Source organism: Hamadaea flava (genome assembly GCF_024172085.1).
GTDB lineage: Bacteria > Actinomycetota > Actinomycetes > Mycobacteriales > Micromonosporaceae > Hamadaea > Hamadaea flava.
Map to the genome: position 1 here is coordinate 6,354,071 of NZ_JAMZDZ010000001.1, position 21,434 is coordinate 6,375,504.

A 21,434-nucleotide genomic window follows, 5' to 3' on the forward strand; every position below is an offset into this window, starting at 1 on the left:
GACGAGCCCCCCGAGAACCACGACGAGCCGCCCCCCGAGGGCCGGAGTAAGCCCTCCGCGAGTGGCCAAGGGCTGCGGGAAGCGGCTGGGCTGATCATGGCTGTCCATGATCATGGTCATTTCTGCGGTGCCATAGCGACATGGAATTGACCGTGATCATGCCGCATGCCCGCCGAGGCAGGTAAGCAGAGTGGCCTCGGCGCGGCGGAAGTAGAGTGATCTACGTGGCGCGCAGCGTGTACGTGACCGGCCTGGATGCGGGCGGCGGCAAGTCGGCCATCGCTCTCGGCGTGGCGGAGTTGTTGTCCCGACGCGTACGCCGGATCGGGGTGTTCCGGCCGTTCACGCGGAAGGACGACGATCCGATCGTGGCGCTGCTGCGAGATCATTACGGGATGCCACCGGCTGCTGCCGCGACCGGCGTCCGGTATGACGAGGCGGCGTTGATGCTGGCCCGGGGGCAGGTCGACGCCATGGTCGGGCTGATCCTCGAACGGTTCCACGAGGTCGAGCGCGGCTGTGACGCGGTGGTGATCGTCGGCACCGACTTCGGTGCGCCGGACGGTGGCGAGGGGGAGCCGACGTTCCCCGACGAGCTGGGCATGAATCTTCGGCTGGCCCGGGAGCTGGGTGCTCCGCTGCTGCCCGTGGTGGACGGCGACGGCCGGAGCGCGGCGGACCTCGACACTGCGATCCGGGGTGCTCGGCAGGCGGTGGCCGGTCATTCGGTGGTCGCGATCGTGGCCAATCGCGTCGCGCCTGAGCTGCGTTCTGGCGTACAAGCTGATCTTGATGGAACGCCGGTTTATGCCGTTCCGCGCGTCGCGGCCGTGAGCGCCCCGACGGTCGCGGAGGTTGTGCAGGTGCTGAACGCCACGCCGCTGCTGGGCAGTTCGCCGCAGGCGCTGGACCGGGACGTGCTGGACATCGTGGTCGGTGGCGCGACCGTGCCGACGTTCCTCGACCACGTGGGTGATGGCTGTCTGGTGGTCACTCCGGGTGACCGGTCCGACCTGATCGTCGCGGCCATGGCCGCGCATTTCGCGGGCCTCGCGTCGATCTCCGGGCTGGTGCTGACGCTGGGCATCGAGCCCGACCCGCGGGTGGTCTCGCTGGTCGGGAGGTTCCGGGGCGAGGTTCCGGTGATATCGGTACGCGAGGACAGCTTCGACACCGTCGGCCGGCTCACCGGGCTTGAGGGTGCGTTGACGGCGCAGAATCAGCGGAAGGTGACCGCCGCGATCGGCGCGTTCGAGGCGTCTGTGGACGTTCCCGAGTTGACGGCCCGGCTGGATGTGACCAGGTCCGACGGCGTGACGCCGCTCATGTTCGAGTTCGAGCTGATCGAACGGGCGCGGGAGGATCTGCGCCACGTCGTGCTGCCGGAGGGCACCGAGGAGCGGGTGCTGCGCGCGGCCGAGCAGCTGCTGCGGCGCGGCGTGTGCGAGCTGACGCTGCTCGGCCCGGTCGACGTCATCCGGGAAAAGGCCCGGGACCTGGGGCTGGACCTCCGGCTCGACGACTCCGGGGCGCGCATCGTCGACCCCAACGCGAGCCAGTGGCGCAACGAGTTCGCCGCCACGTACGCCAAACTGCGCGAGCACAAGGGCATGACCGTGGACAAGGCGTGGGACCAGGTCGGCGACGTGAACTACTTCGGCACGCTGATGGTCCAGAGCGGACGTGCCGACGCGATGGTCTCCGGCTGTGTGCATCCGACCGCCGACACGATCCGGCCCGCGTTCGAGATCATCAAGACTGCGGCGGGGGTGTCCATCGCGTCGAGCGTGTTCTTCATGTGCTTGGCGGATCGCGTACTGGTGTACGGGGACTGCGCGATCAATCCGGACCCCAACCCGGAGCAGCTCGCCGACATCGCGATCTCCAGCGCGGCGACGGCTGAGCGGTTCGGGGTCGAGCCCCGGGTCGCGATGTTGTCCTACTCGACCGGGATCAGCGGGTTCGGCGCGGACGTCGACAAGGTCGCGCACGCCACCGAGCTGGTGCGCAAGCGCCGGCCGGACCTGCCGGTGGTCGGCCCGATCCAGTACGACGCGGCGGTCGACCCCAGCGTGGCCGCCACGAAGATGCCGGGCAGCGAGGTCGCCGGGCACGCCACCGTGCTGATCTTCCCGGACCTGAACACGGGCAACAACACGTACAAGGCGGTGCAACGCTCGGCGGGCGCGGTCGCGGTCGGCCCGGTCATGCAGGGCCTGCGCAAGCCGGTCAACGACCTGTCGCGCGGCGCCACCGTCCGCGACATCGTCTCCACGGTCGCGATCACCGCCATCCAGGCGGCCTCGTGACCGGCCGGGTTCTCGTGCTGAACTGCGGGTCGTCGTCCGTGAAATACCGGCTCTTCGACGACGGCGAGACGCTCGCGAAAGGCATCGCGGAGCGCGTCACCGATCACGAGGCGGCGCTGCGCGACATCCTGGCGCAGCTCGACCTCACCGGCCTCGTCGCGGTCGGCCATCGCGTGGTTCACGGTGGTACGCGGTTCTCCGCGCCCAGTCTCGTCGACGACGAGCTGATCTCCGTGGTACGCGACCTGATCCCGTTGGCGCCGTTGCACAATCCGGCGAACCTGACCGGCATCGAAGTCGCCCGCAAGCTGCTGCCGGAGGTGCCGCAGGTGGCCGTCTTCGACACCGCGTTCCACCGGACCATGCCGCCCGCGGCGGCCACGTACGCCCTGGACTACGAGGTCGCCGAGCGCTTCGGCATTCACCGGTACGGGTTCCACGGGACGTCGCACGCGTACGTGTCCCGGCGTACGGGGGAGTTGCTCGGCAAACCCGAGGCGAACGTGATCACCTTGCACCTCGGCAATGGCGCGAGTGCGTGCGCGGTGCGGGCGGGCCGGAGCGTGACGACCTCGATGGGATTCACGCCGTTGCCCGGATTGGTCATGGGCACGCGGTCCGGCGACATCGATCCGGCCGTCGTCTTCCACCTGGTTCGCGTGGGAGGGATGGGTCTCGACGAGGTGGACGAGCTGCTCAATCAGCGATCCGGGTTGAAGGGCCTGAGCGGCGTCAACGACATGCGGGACGTGCTGTCCCGGGTCGCGGCGGGCGACGAACGTGCCCAGCTGGCCTTCGACGTCTACTGCACCCGGATCAAGTCCTATGTCGGCGCGTACTACGCCCAGCTCGGGGCGCTGGACGCGATCACCTTCACCGCCGGAGTCGGTGAGAACGCGCCGGTGGTCCGGGCGGCGTCGCTGGCCGGGCTGGAACGGCTGGGCATCGAGGTCGACCCCGTACGCAACGCGGCCGGGGAGACGGTCATCTCGCCGGACGGGGCGGACATCGCCGTCCTCGTCGTCCCGACCGAGGAGGAGCTGGAGATCGCCACGCAGACCCTCGCGGCGGTCAGCTGACGGTCAGGTGCCGTCCTCGGAGCCTTGGGCGAATTCGGCCGCTTCGAGCGCGCCCCCTTCGGTGTCTTCGAGTGCCCGTTCCAGCGCTCGATAGATCTTGCCGAACCGGTGGGTGTCGGCGATCCGGATCAGGCGGCGCTCCACGCCGTCGATCACCGCACAGATCTCGTGCACCTGATGGCCCTGGTCGACGCTGTGATCGACGCGGTGCAGAGCCATCTCCAGCAGCGGGCCGGCGAAGCCGATCAGCGCCACCACGCCGGCCAACGGCAGCAGGACGCGCCCGGCGCCGGCCGCCTGGCCCACGACCCCGGCGAACACGTAGAGCACGCCGATCAGGGCGAGCAGCGCGCCGACGATCAGTGCGAAACCGATCACGCCGCGCTGGGTCCGGCGAAGGCGTACGGCGGGCTCGGCCACACCTTCGCGATGCCAGACGTATTGCAGTCGCGCCAGGGGGATCCGGGATTCGCCGACGTGCAGCGCCTCGGAGGTGACCTGGACGTGCCGATCTCGATAGTAAACGATCAAGATTGACCCCCATCAACGTGGAACCATCCTCGCACGCCAAGCCCGTCCGCGCCCCATATGCTCGGCTCGAACGGGCGACCCGAGAATGACAAGGTGCCCGCCACGGTCCTAGCGGCTGACGCCGCTGCGAGCCGGGCGGCCAGCAGGAGTGGGTGACACAACATGGGCGAACTGGTACGCCTGGAGATCAACGACGGCATCGGCACGATCCGGCTGGAGCGGCCGCCGATGAACGCGTTGAACATCCAGGTCCAGGAGGAGCTGCGGGCGGTCGCCGCGCAGATCACGGCGGACGACTCGGTCCGGGCGGCGGTGATCTACGGCGGCGAGAAGGTGTTCGCGGCCGGCGCGGACATCAAGGAGATGGCCGACATGTCGTACGTCGACATGGCGAAGCGAGCGGGCGCGTTGAGCAGCGCCTTCGACGCCATCGCGCGGATCCCGAAGCCCGTGGTCGCCGCGATCACCGGGTACGCCCTCGGCGGTGGCTGCGAACTGGCGCTGGCCGCCGACTGGCGGGTCGTCGCCGAGGACGCCAAGCTCGGCCAGCCCGAGATCAAGCTGGGCATCATCCCCGGCGCGGGCGGTACGCAGCGCCTGTCCCGGTTGATCGGCCCGGCGAAGGCCAAGGACATCATCTTCACCGGCCGGATGGTGGACGCCGCGGAGGCGCTCGCCATCGGGCTGGCGGACCGGGTCGTCCCGGCCGACAAGGTCTACGACGAGGCGATCAACCTCGTCCGGGCGTATGTGGGCGGCCCCGCGCAGGCCATCGCGGCGGCGAAGGCGGCGATCGACGGCGGCCTCGACCGGGATCTGGCCGGCGGGCTCGCCTGGGAGTCGCAGCTGTTCGCGGCGCTCTTCGCGACCGACGACAAGCGCGAGGGCATGGCCGCGTTCGTCGGCAAGCGCCCGGCGGAGTTCACCGGCCGCTGACGCGCGAGACGTCCGGGAGGCCGCGTCATCCCCCATGACGCGGCCTCCGGCTCAACGGTGCGGCCCCGGCTCAACGGTGCGGCCCGGCTCAACGGTGCGGCCCGGCTCAACGGTGCGGCCCGGCTCAACGGCGTAGCCCAGTGGAACAGTCACGCCCAGGCCGAAGGGGCGACCGACAGAGGTTAAGGCGCTACCCGCCAGACGAGCACGTCGTCCACGGTCTCGGCCGGTCGCCCGACGAGCGCCGTCATAGCTGCTGACAACTGGGCGGCGTACTTCCAGTCGCGGGGCAGCATGACGACGCCGACCCGCCAGTTCCGAAGCGACGCGGCGAACGCCCGTCGGTCCGCGGGGCCGAAGGCCGCTGCCTTGCCCGTACGCGCGACGGTCGCGAGCCGCCAGACTTGCGGGGTCAGCTCGCTGGCGAACGTGGCGCGCCGGTCGGCCGAGTGTGGACGCGGTGCGACGAAGTAGCCACGGGTGATCGCGTACGCCAGGCCGTGCGCGGCGGACCAGCGCATCATGGCGATGTCTCCGGGTCGGGAGGTGTCGGCCAGCATGATCGATTGGCCGTCGCCGAGGTATTCGCGGTAGTCCGCACTGGCCAGGAAGCGTGGCGCGGTCGGGAACGGCTTGGTCTTCAGGGGAGCTGGAACCAACGGGAGAATCGCGCCGAGCAGCGCGGCGACAGCCACCCAGCGAAGCCCTTGTGGGCGTAGCCGGAGGAGCCGGTCCAGGCTTACCGCGAGGAGTACGCCGACGGCCGCGGTGACGACGAGGCCGAGCCGGGCCGGCACGACCGAGTTGAGCAGCGGCAGGTCGACCAGGTAGCGCCATGGTCCCGGGAAGGGCGCCGGTCGGCCGTGGATCTTCGGGGTGGCGCCCCAGGAGAGGACGGCGAAGACCACCGCGACGGTGACGCTGAGCCGGACGGCCAACGAGCGCCACTGCCACGCGGCCAGCATCGCGAGCACCACCAACAGCGGCCAGCCGAAGAAGGCGTTGGCTTCGCTGGGGTTGATCGCGAGCCGCTCCGCCGAGGGCGTCGTGAGGAAAAGCGTCCGTGCCGGAAACGAGGCGTACGCCGCGACGTCGATCGCGAATCCGGTGTTCACGATCTCGGGCAGGCCGTGATAGCTCTGCGGGCCGGCGAACTGGAAGTGGATCGGGTACGCGAGGACCACCGAGCTGACGGCCGCCGCCGTCCCGAGTCCCTTGAGGTAGGCCGCCCAGTTCCCGAGGATCGCCCGGGGCCGGCTGACCAGCACCACCGGTACGCACACCAGCAGCGTCAGCGCGCTGAGGAACAGGATCTCCTCGTTGAGGAAGAACTGCAGGACGATCAGCAGCGCCAGGATTCCGCCGCCCGTGCGTGCGCTCTGCTTCGGGAGCCGGACGACCTGCCAGAGGATCAGCGGGACGAGGAACTGGGCGACGAGGTTCGGATGGCCTTGTGCCTGCGAGGCGATCCCCGGCGCGAATCCGGCGAAGGCGGCGGCGATGGCGGCTGCGGCCCGACTGCCGACCAGGTGTCGCGAGAGGACGAAGTACCAGCTGGTGGCGGTGCCCGCGAGGGCGAGGATCAGGAAGACGGCGAAGCCGGCCGACGGGCCGGCCGCCAGTGTCAGCGGAGCCAACGGCACCGCGATCGTCAGCACCGAGGTGTTCGCCATCAGGTTCACGCCGTAGGGCGTGTTGATCTCTGATCCGAAAAGCGGCGACTCGCCGTGCTTGAGGGCGTCGGCGGCATGGGCCAGAACCCATTCGAAAAAGACATGATCATCCGGGTTGGCCGCGATGGCCGCATGCGCCGGATCACCCAGAATCCGCATTCCCATCGCGATTGCCGCCCCGAGAAAGACGATTGTCACTGCAATGTCGAGCCGGCCTGATCGATTGAGTCTTCGGCGCTCACGGCCACCATCGAGCGACTCCGCAATGGACACGGGTGGTTCGGGCAACACCGTCGACGACACGTCAACCTCCTCCGAGATTCGTTGGGCTTAACGTCGGAAGGAGACAACGGGGACTGTGTCCTTGATATACGTTCCCCGGCAGTCGACGGGGATTCTCATGCTTTGCCGGTGGCAGCTCAAGGAAAGTTGACACTCGAGGAAAGCCGACGCTCGAGGAAGGGCCGATGGCCACGGTGAGACCCGGTTCCACCCTCCCTTCGCCACAAGCCCCGAGCGCGACCGTCCACCCCTCCGTCCCGCCACGCCGACGTCCGGTAGACCTGCCCTGGGCTGCGCCGACGCTGCTGATGGCGGTGCTGGCCGCCTGGTATCTCGGCCGCCCGGCGCTCTGGGCCGACGAACTCGCCTCGGTCAACGCCGCGGTGCTGTCCTGGGGCGGGCTCCGGGAGCTGCTGAACGAGACCGATCTCGTGCTGGCGCCCTATTACGCGTTCCTGCACGTCTGGACGGCGATCGCCGGGACCTCCGAGGTCGCCGTCCGGCTGCCGTCCGCGGTGGCCGCCGTCGGCACGGTCGGCGTCACCGCGACCATCGGGGCTCGGCTCTGGGGCAATCGGGCCGGCGTACTGGCCGGACTCGTGCTGGCGGTGCTGCCCGTGTTCTCCCGTTTCGCTCAGGAGGCCCGGGGCTATTCACTGGCGATCTTCGGATTCGCGTTGGCGACGCTGCTATTGCTGCGCTGGGTCGAGCGACCGGGCCCGGCCCGGCTCGCGGCGTACGCGGTCGCCCTCGGCGTCGCCGTCCTGCTGCTGCCGTTCGGCGCGATGATCCTCGCCGCCCACGCCGTGCTCGCCTGGCCGGCGTACGCACGGTGGACTTGGCTGGTCAGTGCGGGTGCCGCCGTCCTTCCCGGCGTCGCACTGTTCACCGTCGCCGCGTCGACCCAGCGCGCGCAGATCTCCTGGATCCCGCTGCTCGGCTGGGCGGGCAAGAACGGCGTGGTGGAACGGGCGTTGACCGTCGCCGGGCCGATCGCCGTGACCGCGACGCTGGTCATCCTCGGGCTGCTCGGCGTACGCCGGGAGCGGCGGGTGCTGGCGATGGCGTGCTGGGGACTGCTCCCGATCGGTCTCCTGCTCGCGGCGGGGATGGTTGCCCCGATCTGGGTCTCCCGCTATGTCGCCTTCACCCTGCCGGGGCTCGCCCTGCTCGCCGCGTACGGGCTGAGCCGGTTGTCCGTACGCCAGGCGACGGCGGTCGTGGCGTTGCTGGCGGTCTTCGGCGCGGCCAACAACGTGATCATCCGGCGACCGGACGGGCACACCCAGGCCGGCCGCCGGATCGCCGAGATCATCGGTCCCCGGCTCCGGCTGGACGACGTGGCGGTCTACGGCGACAACCATCCGTCGATCCCGTGGTCGCCGCGCGACATCGTCGCCCGGTACCTGCCCGCCGGCCAGACGCCGCGCGACGCGCTGATGGTGAGTCCGCAGCGGACTGGCGGGCACCTCCTCGCGGTGGAGTGTGCCGACGTCGCCGGCTGTGTGGGCGCCGCGCCGCGCATCTGGGTCATCCGCGCGGACGATCCCAGCGATCCGCGCGACGGCCTGGACGGCGGCAAGACCCCGTTTCTCCTGGCCACCTACACCGTCGGCGAGGTCTGGCGGTACCCCTTGCTCACCGTCGCGCTGCTCGACCGCAAAGTAGGCGGCCGTGGACGCGAAACAAAGGCGAGAGTCCTTCACATTTCTGGAGAGCGTGGGTAGGCTGCGCCAATGACCGAGACCATCGAGGGCCACGGCGGCGCGCTCGCGCTGGCCGCGCTGCGACAGGCGGGCGTCCGGGAGTTGTTCACCCTCTCCGGCGGGCACATCTTCCCGTTCTACGATGCGGCGGTGCAGGCCGGCTTTCCGCTGTACGACGTGCGGCACGAGCAGACCGCGGTGTTCGCGGCCGAGGCGGTCGCCAAGCTGACCCGCCGGCCGGGCGTCGCCGCGCTCACCGCCGGCCCCGGCGTCACCAACGGCATCTCCGGGCTGACCAGCGCGTACTTCAACGCCGTGCCGGTGCTCGTGCTCGGTGGCCGGGCGCCGCAGTTCCGCTGGGGCTCGGGCAGCCTGCAGGAGATCGACCACATCCCGCTGGTCGCGCCGGTCACCAAGGTCGCGAAGACGGTCACCGATCCGGCGGAGATCGCCCGGGACGTCAAGCTTGCGCTGGAGGCGAGCCTCACCGCCCACAGGGGACCGTCGTTCCTGGACTTCCCGCTGGAGGTCGTGTTCAGCACCGGCGAAGCCGTCGTCGAGGCCCCCGAGGTCGCGGTGATCGAACCCGATCCCGACGATGTGGAGAAGGCGGCCCAGCTGCTCCGGAACGCCCAGCGACCGGTCATCGTCGCCGGGTCGGACGTCTACGCCGGGGACGCCGTCGAGGCGTTGCGAGCGGCGGCCGAGGCGTTGGGCGTACCAGTCTTCACCAATGGCATGGGCCGCGGCGCCTTGCCGCCGGAACACCCGCTGGCCTTCGCGAAGTCCCGGCGCGCGGCCTTGGACCGCGCGGACGTGGTGGCGGTGGTCGGCACGCCGCTGGACTTCCGGCTCGGCTTCGGCGACTTCGGGTCCGCGCAGGTCGTCCACATCGTCGACGCGCCGGCCCAGCGGGCCCAGCACGTCTCCGTGGCGGTCTCGCCCGCGGGCGACCTCCGGCTGATCCTCACCGCGTTCGCCCAAGGGGTACGCGCGACGCACGCGGACTGGGTCGGCGAGTTGCGAGCGGTGGAGACCGCGGCGGCCGAGAAGCACGCGGCGGAGATGGCGGCCGAGACCGAGCTGATCAAGCCCGCGCGCGTCTACGGCGAGCTGCGCAAGGTGCTGGCGCGCGACGCCATCACCATCGGCGACGGCGGCGACTTCGTCTCCTACGCGGGCCGCTACCTGGAGCCCGCGCAGCCCGGGACGTGGCTGGACCCCGGACCCTACGGGTGCCTGGGCACCGGCATGGGCTACGCGATGGGCGCCCGGGTGACCCACCCGGATCGGCAGATCTGCGTCCTGATGGGCGACGGCGCGTCCGGATTCTCGCTGATGGACGCCGAATCCCTGGTACGCCAGCAGCTGCCGGTCGTCATCGTGGTCGGCAACAACGGCATCTGGGGCCTGGAGAAGCACCCGATGCGGGCGGTCTACGGCTACGACGTGGCCGCCGACCTGCAGCCCGGGCTGCGGTACGACACGGTCGTCGAGGCGCTCGGCGGCGCGGGCGAAACGGTGTCCGACGCGGCCCAGCTCGGTCCGGCGCTGGGGCGCGCGTTCGACGCCGGAGTGCCCTACCTGGTGAATGTGCTGACCGACCCGGCGGACGCCTACCCCCGCTCCGCCAACCTCGCCTAGTTCTCCGGCCGGAAGCACCGGTCGGGCAGAATGGGCCGGTGGAGATCTCGCTGCTGGGGCCGTTGGAGGCGCGGGCCGACGACGGCACGCGTCTCGACCTCGGCGGCGTACGCCTGCGCCGGTTGCTGATCCGGCTCGCGCTCGATCCCGGCCGGGCTGTGAGCGCGGCCGGGTTGGTCGACGCGGTGTGGGCCGAGGACGTCCCGGCCAATGCCGCCAACGCGTTGCAGGCCCTGGTCAGCCGGCTGCGCCGGGCCGGTCTCCCGATCGAGGCCGCGCCCGGCGGCTATCTGCTGCGCGTACCGGCTGACGCGGTGGACGCGGTGCGATTCGAGCGGCTGGCGACGGCGGGCCGCGCCGAGGAAGCGCTCGCGTTGTGGCGGGGTGAGGCGCTGCCGGAGGCCGAGGGCGCCGAGTTCGCCCAGGCGACGCTCGCTCGCTGGGCCACCCTGCGCGACGAGGTACGCGAGACGCTGTTCGCGCGGCAGATCGAGGCGGGCACGGTCGAACTGGCCGCGTTGCAGGAATTGGCGGCCGCCCATCCGCTGCGGGACCGCCCGGTCGAGCTGCTGATGCGGGCGCTGCTGGCGACCGGGCGCGGCCCGGAGGCGCTGTCGGCGTACGAGCGTCATCGGGAGTTGCTGGCCGATCAGCTCGGCGCCGATCCCGGCCCGGCGCTGCGGCAGCTGCACGTCGAGATCTTGCGGGGCGACGGCGAACCCGTCCCGGCCAAGGGACCCCGGACGAACCTGCCCGCCCAACGCACGAGTTTCGTCGGCCGCGACGCCGACCTGCTCCGCGTACGCGAGACGCTCGACCGGTCGCGGCTGGTCACCCTGACCGGGCCCGGTGGTTCGGGCAAGACGCGGCTGGCGCTCGAAGTCGCGAGAGGACTGCTTCCGGCGTACCCGGAAGGGGTGTGGCTGGTCGAGCTGGCCACGGTGACCAAGCCGGAGGACGTCGCCCCGGCGGTCGTCTCCGCGCTCGGCGCCCGCGCTCGCGCCCTGCGTAAGGACGTCTTCTTCGACATCGCCGATCCGCTCGACCGGATCCTGTCGGTGCTGGCCGAGCATCGGACGCTGCTCGTCCTCGACAACTGCGAGCATGTGGTGGACGCCGCCGCCCGGCTCGTCGACGAACTGCTCGCCGCGTGCCCGCTGCTGCGCGTGCTCGCCACCAGCCGGGAGCCGCTGGGCGTACCGGGGGAGGCGTTGTGGCCGGTGGAGCCGCTGCGGCTGCCGCCGCCGGACGCGACGGTGGCACAGGCGCTGACCTTCCCGGTCGTACAACTGCTCCAGGAGCGCGCCCGCGCGGTCCGGCCGGACTTCGAGATCGACGAGGCGGGCGTGGAGATCTGCCGGGCGCTGGACGGCATGCCGCTGGCCATCGAATTGGCGGCGGCCCGCCTGCGCAGCATGCCGGCGCGACAACTGGCGGATCGGCTCGACGACAAGTTCCGGCTGCTGCGCGGCGGTTCCCGGACGGTGCTGCCCCGGCATCAGACGCTGCGCGCGGTCATCGACTGGAGCTGGGACCTGCTCGGCGACGACGAACGCCGGGGCTGGCAGCGGCTGGCGATGGCGACCTCGGTGGTCAGCGTCGAGCTGGCCGAGGCTCTGCTCGGCCCGGACGCTCTGGACGTCGTCGGAGCGCTGCTGGAGAAGTCGCTGATCCGGGCAGAGGGCATCGGCTACCGGATGCTGGAGACGATCCGGGAATACGGGCTGGAGCGGCTCGCCGAGTCCGGCGAGGAGGCCGACGCCCGCAAGGCCTGGACGGAGTACTTCGTCGGGCTGGCCGAGACGGCCGAGGCGCGGCTGCGTACCGCCGATCAGCTGCCCTGGCTGCGGCTGCTGGAGACCGAGCACGACAACCTGCTCTCGGTGCTGCGCTGGGCGGTCGCGCACGGGCAGAAGGAGACCGCCGTACGCCTCATCGCCGGCCTCGGCTGGTACTGGTGGCTGCGCAACTACCGCTCGGAGGCCACCGTTCTGGTGGAGGACGCGCTGAACCTGCCGGGCGAGGCGCCGGTGCGGTACCTCGCGCTGGCGAAGGTGTTCTCCGCGGTCATCTACGTCGAGACCTTCGGCGACTTCGAGCACGCCACCCGGGTCCTCCACGAGGCGGCCGAGATCGCCCGGGGCCATGAGTCGGAGCATCCGATGCTGCGGCTGGCCGAACCGATGCGGGCGTTGATGTCCAGCGGGATCAACGGGCTCGGCAGCGAGGCGGAGATCCTGGCCCGGTACTTCGAGGACCCGGACCCCTGGGTCGCGGCGACCGCTCGTGCGCTGCACGGGCACGCCGCCATCAACCTCGGGTGGGACCGGGAGATCGCCGTCCAGGACTTCGAGACGGCCCTGGACCGGTTCCGGCAGCTCGGCGACCGCTGGGGGCTGGCGCTCGTGCTCGACGCGCTCGGCACGATCGCCAACAACGCGGGCGACTACGCCGCGGCGGCCCGGTACGCCCGCGAGACCATCGGCCTGTCCGAGGAACTGGGCGCGCAGGAGGACCAGGTCCAGCAGTGGATGAACCTGGCCTGGGCGCTCTACCTGGCGCAGGAGCCGGACGCGGCGCGGGAGGCCATCGAGGAGGCCACCCGGTTGACCCAGGACGCCACGCAGCCGCACGTCCACGCGGTCGTCTCGTTCGGCCGGGGCAACATGGCGCGGCTCGACGGCGACCTACCCGCCGCCCGGCGGCTCATGGAGACGGCGCTGATCCAGTTGGGCCCGCAGATGTCCGCGCCCCAGTTCCGGGCGATGATCCGCAACGGGCTCGGCTACGTGCTGGCCGCCGAGGGCGAGTACGCCGCCGCCGCGGCCGAGCATCGGACGGCGCTGGAGGACGGGCTGTCCGCCGGGGACTCGCCGATCGTCGGCATGGTCCTCATCGGCCTGGCCGACCTCGCGTACCGGCAGGGCGACGCGACGAAGGCGGCGACCCAGTTGGGCGCCGCCGCCGCGATCGTCGGAGTCGAGGACCAGGCCGTCGTCGACCGGGTCCGGGTCGAGTCCGCGGTACGCGCCGCGCTCGACCCCACGGCGTTTGCCGAAGCGGTCGAGCGCGGTCGTGCGTACACGATGGAGAATGTGATCGAGCTGCTCTGACCGCCGGGTCAGACGCGGCGCTTGAAGCGCCAGACCGCGAGCGGAGCGAAGACCGCGAGGATCGCGGCCGCCCAGGCGAGCGACTGGAGCACGGGGGTCGCGACGTTTCCGCCGTTGAGCATGGCGCGGACCGCGTCGGCCAGGATGGTGACCGGGTTGATCTTCACCCAGGACTGCAACCAGCCCGGCATCGACTCGGTCGGGGCGAAGATGTTGCTGGTGAAGGTCAGCGGGAACATGAACGAGAACATGAAGATCTGCACCTTGTCCTCGGCCGACGCGACCACGCCGACGAGAACGGCGATCCAGGCGACGCAGAGGCAGAAGACCAGCATCAGCCCGAACGTGCCGAGCACGCCCCAGAAGCTGGTCTGCACCCGGAAACCGAGGATCAGCCCGAAGCCCAGCAGCAGCGCGACCGACCAGGCTTGCTTCACCGTGTCGGCGAGGATCCGCCCGGCCAGCGGCGACCACCGCGAGATCGGCAGCGAGCGCAGCCGGTCGAAGACGCCCTTGGTGAGGTCGTTGTTGAGCAGCAGGGCGATGTTCATCGTCGCGAAGATGGTGTTCTGCACGAGGATGCCCGGCAGGGCGAAGGCCAGGTACTTGTCCGTCGACCCGGCGATCGCGCCGCCCAGCGTGTAGGTGAACAACAGCAGGAACATCAGCGGCTGGATGCTGAGATCGATGATCTCGAACGGGTTGTGCTTGATGCTGACCAGGCTGCGCCAGGCCAGGGTCGCCGTGTTCTTCAGCCCGGTCAGCGGGCTCACGCGGCTGGGGACGGCGCTCGTGACGGACAGGGTGGTCACGCCGGGACTCCTTCTTGGTCGGTGCGGTGGCCGGTCAGGCTCAGGAAGACTTCGTCCAAGGTGGACGTGCGCAGGGTCAGCTCGGCCACGGCGACCTCGGCGTCGTCGAGTCGGCGGACCACGGCGGGCAGGGCCGCCGGGTCGGTCACCTGCGCGGTCACCACGCTGTCCGCGAGCTCCGGACTGGTACGCGCGACCTCGGCGACGACCTTGGTGACGATCTCCAGATCGGCCGGGTCGACTGGGCGTACGGCGAGGGTCTGCGCGCCGGTGCGGGACTTGAGCTCGGAGGGGGTGCCCCCGGCGATCACCTTCCCGTGGTCGACCACCACGATCTCGTCCGCCAACTGGTCGGCCTCCTCGAGATACTGCGTGGTGAGCAGCACGGTGACGCCGTCGGCGACCAGGTTCCGGACGATGTCCCACATCTCCAGGCGAGCCCGGGGATCGAGACCGGTGGTGGGCTCGTCCAGGTAGAGCAACCGCGGCCGGCCGACGAGGCTCGCGGCCAGGTCCAGCCGCCGCCGCATACCGCCGGAGTAGGTCTTCGCCGCCCGGTCGGCCGCATCGCTCAGGGAGAAGTCGGCGAGCAACTCGTTCGCCCTCGCCCGGGCGTCCCGGCGGCCGAGACCGAGCAACCGGCCGATCATCAGGAGGTTCTCGACACCGGTGAGGCTCTCGTCCACACTGGCGTACTGGCCGGTCAGCCCGATCAGGCCACGGACCTGGTGCGCCTGGCGTACGACGTCGAACCCCCCGACGACGGCCCGCCCCGCATCCGGCCCCAGCAGTGTGGCCAGAATGCGGACCAGCGTCGTCTTCCCCGCCCCGTTCGGACCCAGTACGCCGAGCACGGAGCCGGTCCGGACGGCGAGGTCGACGCCGTCCAGGGCTTTGGTCTCGCCGTAGTGCTTGACCAGCCCTTCCGCAACAATCGCGTTCGTCATGCCCCGGACTCTGCCGAGGGGCACTGACACCTCGCTGACAGGCGGCTGACGCCCCCTGACGCTTTAGATGCAGATCACGGTTACGCATGCCTCCGAGGCCGTCGGAAGCCTGCGTAACCGTGATCCGCAGGGGTCAGGCGGGGGTGGGGGTGGGTTCGGAGGAGGGGTCGGGGGTGTCGGGAGTGGGGTCTTCGGCGGGGGCGGCGGGCTCGGCGGCCGACTTGTCGCGGAGGAACAGCGACACGATGGCCGTCGGAATCCAGATCACCTCGAGGAGCACCCGGATGAGCGACGGGGCGACCGGGATGAACGGGATCATCACGACAGCCCGGTCCACCGCGCCCAGCAGGGCGAAGGCCGCGACGAGCAGGGTGAGCCAGCCGAGCGCGCCGCGGCCGACCCGGCGGAGCCGGAGGCCGAGGGCGAGCCAGCCCAGTCCGGCCAGGCCCAGTCCGATGCCTTCCAGCAGCGCGTTGTACTGGGCGGTGCCGATCACGCCGAGGACGAAGCCGGCCGCGACGAGACCGGCTCCCGCGGTGGCGACCGGCGACCGGCGCAGGCGGCGGTAGAAGGTCGCGAGGAAGAGCAGCCCCAGCACGACGGCTTCGCCGAACGCCCAGCGCACCTCGATGCGCTCCGACGTGGAGGCGGCGTACGCGCCCCACCAGTCGCAGTCGATCGGCATCTTCTGGCTCTGCAGGCTGTACTGCGCGCACGAGTACATCTTCAGCGTCCCGGCTGGCTCGCCGATGTACCGCTTGGCGCCCAGCGCCGTCGGCAGCTCGTCCGAGCCGCAGGACGGCAGCGGACCGATGTTGGACGACACGTCGACGCTGTCGGACGCGGTGGTCCAGCAGTTGTCCACACCCTGGCCGTCCCACCAGTAGTCGACGCCGTTCGGCTTCGCCTCGCCCTTCTCGCTGACGCCCATGTGGTTGTTGAGGTAGCGGTTGTGGTTCGAGGTGTCGAACTGGGCGGCGAAGGCGGTGTCGTTGCGGACGAAGCCCGGCACCCAACTGGTCACGAAGCCGGAGTACTTGTTGCCGTAGATGTAGTTGTCGCGCCAGATGTTGTAGTTGCCGCCCGGGTTGATCACGCCGTTGCCGACCGGTACGCCGACCACCGGGCAGACCACGCCGTTCTCGTAACCGCGCTGGTCGTACGGCTTCTGGCAGGTGCCGTCCTTGTGGTAGCGGTAGTAGTCGTTGTTGTTGTCGGCGATGACGTTCCGCTCGAACTTGGAGTGGTTCTGCGGCATGCCCGGGTGGTCGGGGAAGGCGCTGTCGGTCGAGATTCCGGTCGAATTGTGGGTGAACACGCTGTCGTGCACCCAGACCGAGTCACCGGCCGTGCCGGAGTACCCCAGCATGTTGTCGTGGCCGTAGCTGTTGCGGATCTCGACGGCGTACCGGGGCGGGGTGTAGCCCTCGTCCTTGTTGATGTTGGACGCGGCGCCCGGGTAGAACGCGGAGTCGCCGTTGCCGTAGCCCTCGGCCTCGGTGTACAGACCGTGGTCGACGGCGAAGGTCAGGAAGCCGTACTCATCGTTCCAGCGGCCGACCGTCTTCTCCAGGACGAACCCGTCGGTCTCCATGATGTAGAACGCGTTGAACTGGCTGCGCTCGGCCGTCATGTTCCGGAAGTAGACGCCGTCGGCGTTGTCCGCCCGGATCGTGTTGAGCTTCTGGTACTGCGCGTCGACGATCACGTCGGTCGGCTTGGCGCCGGTGCCCTCGATCTGCAGTCCGTGCTTGTTGATGATGGCCACCAGGTTCTGGTTGTGCGGGCAGTCCAGCTGCTGCTGCAGGGTCAGCACGTCGTACTTGTACAGCGCCGACTTGCGCAGCCCGCTGAGGTTCTCGCAGGCGCCCTGCGCCGGGGCCAGGCTCGGCTCCTCCTGGTATCGGCCGGGCAGCATCTTGATGATGGTGCCGGGGAGGTTCGCGGCGTCCACCGCCGCCTGCAGATGGCGGTAGCCGTTGGCCTGGCACTGCGTCCACAGCGCCTCGTTCTGCGCCTTCAGATCCGGGGCGAACCCCGTGATCGCCTGGTCGAACGCCGCCTTGTCGGTCTTGCAGACCAGCAGCGTCGGTCCCTCGGTCCGGTAGACCGGCACGCTCCCGCTGCCGTCGAGCGTCCGGGTGGGGCGCTCGTCGTGAGCGGCGGCGGGCGCCTGACCGAGTCCGATGACCAGGTACGCGCACAGCACGGCCGCGGTGCCGAGTGTGATCCTCCTCATGGTCGCGGAGCGTAGAGAAATTCTCGCGTTAACGCCAGAGCGGTAGCGGCCAAAGATCAACTGTCAGTGCGATGCCCACCAGAGCCATGGCCAAACAGGACACGGCGGCCAACGCCGGGGAGCGTACGGCGGCGTTGACGGGCGGCCGCTCGGGAGCGCCGTCCGGAGTGCTCTCCGCCGGCCGGGCCAGCGACCAGATGCGACGCTGCGCCACGATCAGGAAGAACACCCAGACGCCGCAGGCCCCGATGAGGGCGGCCGCGCGTACCGGGGTGATCCCGGGGTGCAGCGCGAGACGCACGGTCAGCAGCGACACGACGGTCACCGCCAACGCCGTACGCCGCCAGGCCAGCCGGGTCCGTTCGGCCTGCGCGCCTCGGTCGACCGGCGCGGCCGTCATACGACCAGGCCGATGAACAACAGGATGGAACCGGCCACCACCAGCAACGCCAGGATCGCCGGAAATCGGGAGGCCGGCAACGGCCTGCCCTTGCGCATCGCGATCTCGCAGCGTACCCAGTGATCGACCGCTCGCAGCGCGCATGCCGCGCCGACCAGGATCAGCCCGAGCGCGAAGATCTCGCGCAGGTGCGGGACGGCGAGCGGCGGCAGGAACTGGGCCACCGCGAGCCCGCCGCCGACCAGCGCCAGGCCGGTCCGGATCCAGGCGAGGAAGGTCCGCTCGTTGGCCAGGGAGAAGCGGTAGTCCGGAGTGGTGCCGACGTCGAGCACGTCGCGCGGGAAAAACCACATCCTGATCAGGCGGAGCACGTGCCTATTATCCCGACGTGAACGAAGCTTTGGACGCGGGACGCCTGCGTGAGATCTATGACGAACAGCTCAAGGCCCATGTGCCGGAGCGGCTGCCCGCCGGTGTGACGGTCGACCGGGACGGTCCGCTGGTGCGCTTCTTCGGGCTCAGCCGCAGCGGCTACCTGACCTATCGTGACCTCGGCGGACTCGACGGCGCCGAGCTGGACGACCTGATCCGTCGCCAGGTGGTCACGTTCACCGAGCGCGGCGAGGAGGTCGAGTGGAAGCTGCACGGCCATGACCAGCCCGCGGACCTCGCCGACCGGCTCGTCGCGCACGGTTTCACGCCCGAGGTGCAGGAGACCGTGGTGATCGGCCGGGTCGCGCCCATCGCGGCCGCGCCGCTGCGCGAGATCCCAGGGGTACGCGTGCGCGAGGTGACCAGCCGCGCCGACTTCGACCGCATCGCGGTGATGGAGGAGGAGGTCTGGGGCGACGGGTCCCGGGACCACCTCGCCGAGTCCCTGGCCGGTGAGCTGGCCGCCGACCCCGACGGGCTGCTGGTCGTGGTGGCCGAGGCCGGGGATCGGGTGGTTTCGGCCGGCTGGACCAGGTACATCCCGGGAACGGAGTTCGCCACGCTGTGGGGCGGCTCCACCCTGGCCGAGTACCGGGGCCGGGGCGTCTACAAGGCGATCGTCGAGCACCGGGCGCGCCGGGCGGCCGAGCGCGGGTTCTCGTTGCTGCAGGTCGACTGCTCGCCGGACAGCCGCCCGATCCTGGAGCGGGTCGGCCTGATCCCGATCACCACCACGACGCCGTACATGTTCCGTCCTGACCTGGCCGCTGAATGACCCGACCTGGCCGGTGAATGACCCGACCTGGTTGCTGAATGACCCGACCTGGCAGGTGAATGAACCGTCAGGGCTGTGATGACGGCATTTCTGGTTCTGCCACCGGAAGGCCGTCGTCCACAACCGGATCCCGGCTCGCCCGGTACGCCCTACCGTCGCAGACATGGCTGCTGAGGAGACGAGGGTCGATCCGGCGCGCGTGAGCCGGTTGGCGTCGGCGACGCTGGACCTGTCCACCGCATTGGCGGATGCGTGGCGTACGCACGGCCCGCTGCTGACCCCGGCGACTCCTCGGACGGCGCCCCGCCGCGCCGCCGAGGAGGCCGCCGTCCGGGCGGATCTCGCCGTACGCCGCATCGCGGAGGTGATGGCGGCCGACGCCGACCGGCTGTGGCAGACCGCGTTCGCGTACGAGGAGGCCGACGACCGGGCCGCCTGGCGCATGGGCGCACCGGGGCGGCGGTCGTGAGGCCCCGGGAGGTGCGCGTCGCCGACCACTGGTACCTCGCCGACGACGGCTACGCCCAGGCGGCCGCGGCCTGGCGTGGGCTGGCCGCCGGTCCGCAGCCCCAACGCCGGGACTGGTCCGGCCAGGCGACCGGCGTGCTCAGCGAGTGGTCGGGCGCGACCGCCTCGACCTACGCCGCCCATCGGGCGCGGCTGGCCGGCGGAGTGGACGGCTGCACGCGCCTGGCGGCGCGCGTCGCCGCCGCCCTGGAGGTCTGCGCCGAGGCATCGGCGACCACCCGCTTCCGGCTGTCGGCGCACTTCTCCGTCGTGTGCGACGTCTTCCAGGCCCGGCCCTACGCCGACGGGACGGTCAGCCTGACGGTCAGCGATCCGGCCGGGGCGGGCGCGGCCCGAGCGGCCGTCGCCCAGGCCGTGCGGCTGCGCGGCGATCTGGAGCAGACGCTGGCCTTGCAGGCCAAGGAGATCACCGCGACGCTGCCCGAGTGGGAGGCGCTGGCGAAGACCTGGCGGACGGCCGAGCCGGCGACCTTCGCCGTGCCGACGGAGGTCGCCGCGACGCAGGTGCTGCGCAGCGGGGACACCGTCGTGATCAGCACCGGTTCGGGTGACGACCGAGTCGAGGTTCGCGTGGATCCGGCCACCGGCGAACAGGTCGTCACCGGGCAGAGCGGTCAGTGGCGGTTTCCCGGCGATCTCCGGCTCGTCCTGCGTACCGGGGGCGGCGACGACACCGTCACGGTCGCGCCCGGCACCTCGGTGCGGCTGACGCTGGTGGGCGGCGACGGCGACGACGAACTGCACGGCGGCGACGGACACGACGTGCTCTACGGGCTGGCCGGCACGGACTACCTCGCCGGTGGCGCGGGTGACGACCGGATCTTCGGCGGCGACGGCAACGACACGGCGTACGGGCTGGCCGGAGCGGACGCGATCGACGGCGGCGACGGCCGGGACTACCTCGACGGCGGTCACGGTGCCGACGTGCTGTCCGGCGACGACGGCGGTGACGTGCTCGTCGGCGGTCCCGGGGCCGATCGCGTCTCCGGTGGGGCCGGCGCCGACGTCGTCTACACCGGTGGCGGGGCCGACGTGGTCGACGGAGGTGCGGGCGACGACATCGCGTATCACGACAAGGACGCGGCTCTGACCAGCGTCGACCGGGAGGTGGCCGTGCAACTGGCCGAGATCCCGGCGCAGATCCAGGTGGAGGGTTCGCCGGAGTTCACCGCGCGGGTCCGGTCGGACCTGGAGTTCCTGGCGGCGTCGCCGACCGGTCAGCAGATGCTGGCCGCGCTGGATGCCGGGCTGACCGGACGCGACACCCTGACCATCCGGGAGTGGAGCGAGCACAACGCGGCCGCGTCGGCCGACGTCTCCCTCGATCGTGGGCATCAGCGCGCCATCGACTACAACCCCGGGTTCAGCACGTTCCTCGGCTCGACGCCGCCGGTCGCGGTGCTCTACCACGAGATGGCGCACCAATACGACTTCGTCAACGAAACCGTCCTGCCGGGACGCCACGACGATCCCGGCGATCCGGACCGGATTCCGTCCGGTTCGGGCGGAGTGGGCGTGCCGAACGCCGAACGGCAGGCCACCGGGCTGCCCGTCGACGACGATCGCGACCCGCGTACGCCGATCCGGGTGGATCCCCGGCATCCGCTGGTCTTCACCGAGAACGGGCTGCGTACCGAGCTGACCTGGCCGCAGCGGCGGCACTACGGCTGACCGGCGGCGCTACGGCTGACCGAAGGGTCGGCGGGCCGGTCAGGTGCCGGGTGACCGCCACATCGCCCGGACGGCGTCCCGTACGCATTCCTCCCGCAGTCGACCGCACGTGCACAAATGCTCGTCCGGTGATTTCCGGGTGTGATGACGGACCTGCCCGTCCTTCCGAGGCCGCCTCGTGGTTGTCTTTTCCGTAGGCACTGACTTCTCAGTGGGCACGGTCTCGGCGACGGGCAGGGGAGCCATTTGTGTGGACATGTGCGACACCTCCTGCATAGAGGACTCTACCGGCCCGCGATCATTACGAGGTGAGTTGTGTCACTCGGTCCCGGGAGCAGCTGGCTGAGCACGGCAAGC

General features: G+C 70.7%; 16 protein-coding genes. 9 read left to right on the plus strand and 7 right to left on the minus strand.

Going from position 1 to position 21,434, the window contains the following annotated elements; all coding sequences use genetic code 11:
• The first annotated feature begins 215 nt into the window (after positions 1 to 215).
• The gene (gene pta, locus HDA40_RS29750; RefSeq protein WP_253761110.1) at positions 216 to 2,309 is read left to right on the plus strand and encodes a phosphate acetyltransferase; all 2,094 of its coding nucleotides are present in this window, start codon (positions 216 to 218) and stop codon (positions 2,307 to 2,309) included.
• Entirely contained in the window at positions 2,306 to 3,388 is a 1,083-nt protein-coding gene (locus HDA40_RS29755; RefSeq protein WP_253761111.1) for an acetate/propionate family kinase, read from the plus strand. Before pta ends, HDA40_RS29755 begins: the two co-directional genes overlap by 4 nt.
• A gap of 3 nt (positions 3,389 to 3,391) precedes the next feature.
• Here the strand turns inward: HDA40_RS29755 and HDA40_RS29760 are convergent, their stop codons facing one another.
• A complete protein-coding gene (locus HDA40_RS29760) occupies positions 3,392 to 3,919 on the minus strand; it encodes a DUF6232 family protein (RefSeq protein WP_253761112.1) in 528 nt (175 codons plus the stop codon).
• Positions 3,920 to 4,081: 162 nt separating this feature from the next.
• Between HDA40_RS29760 and HDA40_RS29765 the strand changes: the two genes are divergently transcribed.
• A complete protein-coding gene (locus HDA40_RS29765; RefSeq protein ID WP_253761113.1) occupies positions 4,082 to 4,855 on the plus strand; it encodes an enoyl-CoA hydratase-related protein in 774 nt (257 codons plus the stop codon).
• A 182-nt stretch (positions 4,856 to 5,037) separates the two neighbouring features.
• Here the strand turns inward: HDA40_RS29765 and HDA40_RS29770 are convergent, their stop codons facing one another.
• The gene (locus HDA40_RS29770; RefSeq protein ID WP_253761114.1) at positions 5,038 to 6,687 is read right to left on the minus strand and encodes a hypothetical protein; all 1,650 of its coding nucleotides are present in this window, start codon (positions 6,685 to 6,687) and stop codon (positions 5,038 to 5,040) included.
• A 308-nt stretch (positions 6,688 to 6,995) separates the two neighbouring features.
• On the opposite strand from HDA40_RS29770, the gene HDA40_RS29775 reads away from it, so the two are divergent.
• Genes HDA40_RS29775 through HDA40_RS29785 form a run of 3 tightly spaced genes read left to right on the plus strand, consistent with a single transcriptional unit; the run spans position 6,996 to position 13,273 of the window.
• Positions 6,996 to 8,537 carry a glycosyltransferase family 39 protein gene (locus HDA40_RS29775; RefSeq protein WP_253761115.1) on the plus strand — a complete coding sequence of 514 codons (1,542 nt, stop codon included), beginning with the start codon at positions 6,996 to 6,998 and terminating at the stop codon, positions 8,535 to 8,537.
• Between the two features lie 9 nt (positions 8,538 to 8,546).
• The gene (locus tag HDA40_RS29780; RefSeq protein WP_253761116.1) at positions 8,547 to 10,160 is read left to right on the plus strand and encodes an acetolactate synthase; all 1,614 of its coding nucleotides are present in this window, start codon (positions 8,547 to 8,549) and stop codon (positions 10,158 to 10,160) included.
• A gap of 38 nt (positions 10,161 to 10,198) precedes the next feature.
• Positions 10,199 to 13,273: an ATP-binding protein gene (locus tag HDA40_RS29785; RefSeq protein ID WP_253761117.1), complete on the plus strand. Its 3,075-nt coding sequence runs from the start codon at positions 10,199 to 10,201 to the stop codon at positions 13,271 to 13,273.
• An 8-nt stretch (positions 13,274 to 13,281) separates the two neighbouring features.
• Here HDA40_RS29785 and HDA40_RS29790 read toward each other — a convergent pair whose 3' ends face one another.
• The 5 genes from HDA40_RS29790 to HDA40_RS29810 form a co-directional block, all read right to left on the minus strand.
• Positions 13,282 to 14,085, minus strand: coding sequence for an ABC transporter permease (locus HDA40_RS29790; protein ID WP_253761118.1), 804 nt, complete (start codon positions 14,083 to 14,085; stop codon positions 13,282 to 13,284).
• Positions 14,082 to 15,032, minus strand: a complete 951-nt coding sequence (locus HDA40_RS29795; RefSeq protein ID WP_253761119.1) for an ATP-binding cassette domain-containing protein — start codon at positions 15,030 to 15,032, stop codon at positions 14,082 to 14,084. Before HDA40_RS29795 ends, HDA40_RS29790 begins: the two co-directional genes overlap by 4 nt.
• Before the next feature lie 133 nt (positions 15,033 to 15,165).
• Positions 15,166 to 17,271: a hypothetical protein gene (locus HDA40_RS29800; RefSeq protein WP_253761120.1), complete on the minus strand. Its 2,106-nt coding sequence runs from the start codon at positions 17,269 to 17,271 to the stop codon at positions 15,166 to 15,168.
• Between the two features lie 28 nt (positions 17,272 to 17,299).
• Positions 17,300 to 17,671: a DUF202 domain-containing protein gene (locus HDA40_RS29805; protein ID WP_253761121.1), complete on the minus strand. Its 372-nt coding sequence runs from the start codon at positions 17,669 to 17,671 to the stop codon at positions 17,300 to 17,302.
• Positions 17,668 to 18,042, minus strand: a complete 375-nt coding sequence (locus HDA40_RS29810) for a YidH family protein (protein WP_253761122.1) — start codon at positions 18,040 to 18,042, stop codon at positions 17,668 to 17,670. Before HDA40_RS29810 ends, HDA40_RS29805 begins: the two co-directional genes overlap by 4 nt.
• 17 nt (positions 18,043 to 18,059) lie before the next feature.
• Between HDA40_RS29810 and HDA40_RS29815 the strand changes: the two genes are divergently transcribed.
• From HDA40_RS29815 to HDA40_RS41715, 3 genes are all read left to right on the plus strand, one after another.
• Positions 18,060 to 18,878 carry a GNAT family N-acetyltransferase gene (locus HDA40_RS29815; protein WP_253761123.1) on the plus strand — a complete coding sequence of 273 codons (819 nt, stop codon included), beginning with the start codon at positions 18,060 to 18,062 and terminating at the stop codon, positions 18,876 to 18,878.
• A gap of 163 nt (positions 18,879 to 19,041) precedes the next feature.
• Positions 19,042 to 19,347: a hypothetical protein gene (locus HDA40_RS29820; RefSeq protein WP_253761124.1), complete on the plus strand. Its 306-nt coding sequence runs from the start codon at positions 19,042 to 19,044 to the stop codon at positions 19,345 to 19,347.
• The gene (locus HDA40_RS41715) at positions 19,344 to 21,077 is read left to right on the plus strand and encodes a M91 family zinc metallopeptidase (RefSeq protein ID WP_308197778.1); all 1,734 of its coding nucleotides are present in this window, start codon (positions 19,344 to 19,346) and stop codon (positions 21,075 to 21,077) included. Before HDA40_RS29820 ends, HDA40_RS41715 begins: the two co-directional genes overlap by 4 nt.
• Positions 21,078 to 21,434: the final 357 nt, after the last annotated feature.